Consider the following 5,893-nt stretch of genomic DNA (forward strand, 5'->3'; position numbering starts at 1 on the left):
CGCCTGCTTCCAGGTCTCCGGACGCCCCACCGCGTCGATCACCACATCGGCGCCGAAGCCGCCGGTCAGCTCCTGGATCGCGGTGATCGGATCGGTCGCGGAACTGTTCACGGTGTGGGTCGCGCCCAAGGTGGTCGCGGTGGCGAGCTTCCGGTCGTCCAGGTCGACGGCGATGATCCGGTTCGCGCCGGCCAGCCGGGCACCGGCGATCGCTGCCGCACCGACACCGCCGCAACCGATCACCGCGACCGAATCGCCACGGCCCACGTTGCCGGTGTTCAGCGCGGCACCCAGGCCGGCCATCACGCCGCAGCCGAGCAGCCCGGCAGCCGCGGGACGAGCCGCCGGATCAACCTTGGTGCACTGCCCGGCAGCCACCAGGGTCTTGTCGATGAAGGCGCCGATGCCGAGCGCGGGGGACAGCTCGGTGCCGTCCTCCAGGGTCATCTTCTGCTTCGCGTTGTGGGTGGCGAAGCAGTACCAGGGACGCCCGCGCAGGCAGGCCCGGCAGGCACCGCAGACCGCGCGCCAGTTCAGGATCACGTAGTCACCAGGTGCCAGGTCGTGCACCTCGGGGCCAACCGCCTCGACGATGCCGGCGGCTTCGTGGCCCAGCAGGTAGGGGTAGTCGTTGCCGATGCCGCCCTCGCGGTAGTGCAGGTCGGTGTGGCACACCCCGCACGCCTGAATCTTCACCACGGCCTCACCCGGGCCGGGATCCGGCACGTTCACCGTGACCAACTCGACCGGTGCGCCCTTGCCCCGGGCGATGACGCCCTTCACCTGTTGCATGTCTGTCCTGACTCCCGTCGTCGATGCTCCTTGCCATGATCCTGTAGCGCCCGCGCCGACCGGTCAACCAACGCGCAGGCTTGAGTCCTGACCCGCCCAGGTTCACCTCGGCGATAGCCACCACAAACCGGTTCAGCCGGCGTCGATGTGGAAGGTGCGGACGAATCGCTCCAGCAGCGACCCGTCGCCGGACAGCACCTGCACCACACCCTGGTCGAGCGCGTCCGCGGGCGACAACTCGCCCGAGATGAGCAGCCGGATGCCGCGGCCGGACGCGAGCACCATGTCGGGTTCGCTCTCAGGTGGCCGTCCACCCACCGGAGGTGCGGGCGGCGCAAGTTGTGCGACCCGCAGTTGCTCTCCCTCCACCTGGACGCGGAGGGCGACTTCACCCACGTGCAGCTCGTAGTCGGTGGCGGGCAAGGCTGCCGCCGCGGTGGCCTGGAAAGCTGCGCGCAGGGCCATGGTGAGCGAGTCCGGCGAGACGATGTCGTCGGGGCCGGGTTCGCCCATCGCCCGAAAGCCCCAGCGACCGAGGGCAAGCACGATCGGCTCCAGGTCGCGCCCATAGTCGGTCAGCTCATAAACCAGCCCGCAACTCGGCAGCGGGACACGACGGATGACCCCACCCTCCTGCAACTCCTTGAGCCGGCTGGCGAGGATGTTGGTCGGGATCTTGGGCAGGCCCTGCTTGAGGTCGGTGTAGCGGTGCGGTCCGACGAGCAGATCGCGGACGATGAGCAGCGCCCAGCGTTCGCCGATCAACTCGACGGCGGTGGTGACCCCGCAGTACTGGCCGTAGCTGCGGGATGCCACTACTGCTGGGCCTGCTCGGCCAGGTACGCCTCGGGGCCTTGGGTCACGGCGGCGGGTTCCATGAACAGGAATGAGAGGTTGTTGCCGTCCGGATCGTCGAGGTCGCGGCTGTACATGAAGCCGTAGTCCTGCGCCGGGCGGGGCTCGGTGCCGCCGGCTGCCAACCCGGCCTCCAGGATGCTGTCGACGGCCTGACGTGAGTCGCGGCTGATCCCGATGCCGACCTGCGCGGCGGTCAGCGGGTCGACGACCGTCTTGTCGGTGAACGACGCGAAGAACTCGCGGGTGAGCACCATGAAGTAGATGTTGTCGTCCCAGACCACGCAGGCACCGTTGGCGTCGGTGAAGGTCGGGTTGATGCTCGCGCCGAGCGCGGTGTAGAAGGCCTTGCTGCGCTCGAGATCGGTGCTCGGCAGGTTGACGAAGATGCTGGTTCCCATGGAGCAATAGTTGTTAAAAACAAGCACGCTTGTCAATAGCAAGCACGGGATTGATACGTCGAGCCCCTGGGGACGGGCTACGCACTTCTGACACCTTGCCGCGGGTTCTGGCCGCGCGCACGCTGAGCGTGTTCGATATCCACCCAGCGCGGCGGCTCGAGAACCGCTGTGTGTCACCAATGGAGGCATCGTCATGCCTAGTCAAGAAGAGTTCGACGAGCTCAAGGGTCGTCTGGAAAGCCTGGAAAAGCAGGTCGCCGGCGGTGCCGCGCCACAGTTCACCGACGAGGAACTCGCCGCCTTCCGCAAGGTGTCATCGGCGATGGCCGACTTCGGCGACTTCTGCGGAATCAACGACTGCTTCCGGCCACGTCTGTGTAGCGGATCGGTGTGCACGGTCTGTCGCAGCTGCTTCACCCCGTGCATCTTCGAATGCACCTGCGGGCCGTGCAACCAGGGCCCGATCGTCGGCGGTGGAGTGCAGCGCTTCGGCGGACTCGGCGGCTGAGCGCAGGTGGACATCGACATCTCGGATCGGCGGCTGGCCACCGCCGCCGGGCTGGAGGTCTTCGATGAGGGCTCCGACCTGATCCTGGCCAGCCCGGCCGGCATGCTCCGGCTCTCCGGTGGAGTCGCTGATGTGGTGGGGGAGCGGCTGCTGCCTGCGCTGGCGTCCGAACCGGGTCGACGCGGGCTTTTGGCCGCGCTCGCGGACCTTCCGGCGTCCGAGGTGTCCCGGCTCGTCGACCGGCTGATCGAGGCCGGAATGGTCACCGAACGTGGCCCTCAGCCGGTCCCGGAATGGCTGAGCCTGGTGAGTACGGACGCCGCCACCCGCGATGCCCTCGCGGCGCGGCTGGCGGCCGTCCGGTTGCTGGTGATCGCCGGCGAGGGGGACGCCGCTGGGCTGGCAGCCCTCGCCGGCGACGCCGGGATCGGTGGTGTGGAGTGCTGGGCTCCCGAAGGTTTGCTGGCCGAGGAGTTGGCCGAGCGGGTTGCTGGCCGCGATCTGGTGATCTGCGCGGTCGACCCGGGCTGGGCCGCCGTCCGGACGTGGGTGAACCGGGCCTGCCTGGACGCCGGAACACCCGCGCTGTTCGTCGCCTTCGAGGGCTCGTACGCGTCTCTCGGGCCACTGGTGCTGCCCGGGGAGGGCCCGTGCTACCTGTGCTGGCGGATGCGCGCGCTGGCCTGCTCGGACGACTTCGAGGTGGCGATGGCCCGCGAGGAATCGCTGGACGCCACCCGGGCCGCGCTGGGCCGTCCGTTGCTGCCCGGTCTGCGTGAGACCGCCTGGGGGATCGTGCTGCGCGAGACGCTGGCACTGACCACCTCGGCACTGCCGCCGGAGCTGCCCGGCACAGTGCTGCTGCTCGACCAGCTGAAAGGCACCTCCACGCGGAATCCGGTGACTCCGCGTCCGGACTGCCCGGCGTGCCGAAAAAAAGACCCGCCGCCTCCGGCGGCACCGACTGAATCCACCGAATCCACAGACTTCGACCGGATCGCGACCCAGACCGTCAGCCAGGTGTGCGGCCTGATCCGCTACCTGGACGAGGTCGCCAAGCCGGTGGAAGAGCCGCGCCAGCCGTTCATCGTCCGGGCCCAACTCGCCAATGTGCTGTTCGGTCAGGGCGAGGACGCCTTCGTCACCTGTTCGGGCAAGGGGATGACCCGGACGGCTGCGCGCGACGGCGCGCTGGGCGAGGCGCTGGAACGCTACGCCTCGCTCACCTGGACGCCGGATCGGACGGTTCAGGGCATTCGGCGTGGCCTACCGGGGAAGAGCCTCGATCCGCGGGAGCTGGTGCTGTACGCACCCGAGGACGCCGACCGGCTCGGATTCGCCCGCTACCACGACGATCTGGGCTTGGACTGGGTGCTTGGACGGTCGCTGGTCACCGGCGCCGAGGTGTGGGTGCCGTTCCAGGCGGCCACCCTGCACGGCAGCCGATGGCCCCACTCGCAGCTGCTGTTCGCACCCACCTCGAACGGATTCGCCGCCGGACCGACGGTGGAGTTCGCCGCCGAGCAGGCCTTGCTCGAGGTGATCGAGCGGGACGCGTTCTGCCTCGCCTGGGCGCACCGGCTGGCCACCCAGCCCTATGCCGCGACCAGCCTGCCGGACGCCGACGCCGCCGCGGTGGCCGAGCTGTACCGCAGGCGCGGCGTCCGGATCGAGGTGCATCTGCTGCCCACCGACGGCACCGCGTTCGTCGCGATGGCGATCGGCTGGGGCGAGGAGCCGGCGGCGGTGGTCGGACTGGGGGCGTCGCAAGATCCCCTGCGGGCGGCCCGGTCGGCCGTGCTGGAGGTGGGGCAGGTTCGGCCCGCGTTGCGCGGACGGCTCCGGGATCCGGAGGTGCGTGAACGGCGTGCCCGGCTGGTGGAGAACCCGGCCCTGGTCGCCGAGTTGGAGGATCACGACCTGCTCTACTCCGATGCCACCGCGGCCGCCGAGCGGATGGTGCACCTGCGGACGTCCGAGGCCGTCGACTGGGTGACGCCACCCACTCGTGGGCACGGACTGGACGACCTGGTGGCCTCGCTCGCCGCTGTCGCTGGGGACGTGCTGATCGTGGACGTCACCCCTGCGGACGTGGCTGCGCTGGGCGTCCGGGTGGTGAAGGGGATCGTGCCCAGCTTCCAGCCGATCCACTTCGGCGCCGACCAGGCCCGGCTGGGGCATTCACGGCTGTTCGACGCGCCACACCGCTGGGGGCTCCGTGACCGTCCGGCTGACCGCGCCGACCTCAATCCCGACCCCCACCCACTGGCCTGAGATGCACGACTTCACCTTCCCCGGCGACACCCCGGCTGCCTGGACCTATCACCGCAGCACCGCGCGGTGGCTGTTCAACGCCTCCTCAGGCGGTGACTCGCCGCCGGTGGTACCTGGTCGTGAAGAGGGTCGATTGCCCTGGATGCCGCTACCGCCGCCGTCGGTGTGCCGGATCGGTCTGTCCGAGGCGTTGCGCGCACGAGTTTCGTGTCGCCGGTTCCGGACCGATCCGGTGCCGCTGGGGGTGCTGTCCACGCTGCTCGCTGCCGGCTACGGCATCGGCGACGGTGAGGAGGCGATGCAGGACCGGCCGGTTCCCTCCGGAGGTGGCTTGTACCCCCTGGAGCTCAGCCTTCTCGTGCGGTCCGTGGACGGCATTCCCGCCGGCGTGCACCACTACGTCCCGGCGGCGCACGGATTGGAGCTGGTTCGCGCTGTCGACCTGCCGCGGGCCTTCCTGACCTATCTGTTCATGGGACAGCCATGGGTGGCCGAGGCCGCGCTGATCTGCGTGATCAGCTTCGTCGGCGAGCGCAGCCTGACCAAGTACGGCGACCGCGGCTACCGGTATGCGCTGCTCGAAGCGGGCCACCTGATGCAGAACCTGAACCTGGCAGCGTCCGCACTCGGGCTGGGCGCGGTCAACATGGGCGGCTTCTACGACGACGAACTGGCCACCCTGGCCGGCATCGACATCGAACACGAGATCCCGCTGTACTGCAGCGCCCTCGGTATCCCGGACGCCGACCCGTCCGACCGCATGGCGATGCGCGCCCTGGAACGCGGCGTCCGCCCCAGCTGAGCCTCGAACACCCGGGGACGGTTCTTTCACGTTCGAGATTCGCACGTCGGGGGACGGTTCTCTCGCATTCGAATTTCGCACGCGAAAGAACCGTCCCCGGAAGTTTGAAAACCGCATCGCGAAGAACCGTCCCCGAAGTGCGAGATTCGCATCCTCGGGGACGGTTCTTTTCGATTCAGATCGGGTTACTCCGCGGGCGCGGCTTCGGCCGGCTTGTTGCCGGACGAACGACGGCGGCGCCGGCGACGCGGCTTGTCGGAC

At 69.3% G+C, this 5,893-nt stretch carries 6 protein-coding genes; 3 read left to right on the forward strand and 3 right to left on the reverse strand.

Annotation, left to right across the window (positions count from 1 at the left end; all coding sequences use genetic code 11):
- The 3 genes from QM624_RS07120 to QM624_RS07130 all read right to left on the reverse strand — a co-directional run.
- The coding region (locus QM624_RS07120) for an alcohol dehydrogenase catalytic domain-containing protein (RefSeq protein WP_415090212.1) at positions 1-792 on the reverse strand (792 nt) is incomplete at its 3' end.
- Positions 793-924: 132 nt separating this feature from the next.
- On the reverse strand, positions 925-1,608 hold the full coding sequence (locus QM624_RS07125; RefSeq protein ID WP_415090214.1) for a winged helix-turn-helix transcriptional regulator: 684 nt from the start codon (positions 1,606-1,608) through the stop codon (positions 925-927).
- The gene (locus tag QM624_RS07130) at positions 1,608-2,048 is read right to left on the reverse strand and encodes a VOC family protein (protein ID WP_415090216.1); all 441 of its coding nucleotides are present in this window, start codon (positions 2,046-2,048) and stop codon (positions 1,608-1,610) included. The genes QM624_RS07125 and QM624_RS07130 overlap by 1 nt, the downstream gene beginning before the upstream one ends.
- A 193-nt stretch (positions 2,049-2,241) precedes the next feature.
- Between QM624_RS07130 and QM624_RS07135 the strand changes: the two genes are divergently transcribed.
- Genes QM624_RS07135 through QM624_RS07145 form a run of 3 tightly spaced genes read left to right on the forward strand, consistent with a single transcriptional unit; the run spans position 2,242 to position 5,632 of the window.
- A complete protein-coding gene (locus QM624_RS07135; RefSeq protein ID WP_415090218.1) occupies positions 2,242-2,556 on the forward strand; it encodes a hypothetical protein in 315 nt (104 codons plus the stop codon).
- Positions 2,557-2,562: 6 nt separating this feature from the next.
- On the forward strand, positions 2,563-4,830 hold the full coding sequence (locus QM624_RS07140; protein ID WP_415090220.1) for a TOMM precursor leader peptide-binding protein: 2,268 nt from the start codon (positions 2,563-2,565) through the stop codon (positions 4,828-4,830).
- A 1-nt stretch (position 4,831) separates the two neighbouring features.
- Positions 4,832-5,632, forward strand: coding sequence for a SagB/ThcOx family dehydrogenase (locus tag QM624_RS07145; protein ID WP_415090222.1), 801 nt, complete (start codon positions 4,832-4,834; stop codon positions 5,630-5,632).
- Positions 5,633-5,893: the final 261 nt, after the last annotated feature.

It is taken from the genome of Micropruina sp., from assembly GCF_047606365.1.
GTDB lineage: Bacteria > Actinomycetota > Actinomycetes > Propionibacteriales > Propionibacteriaceae > Micropruina.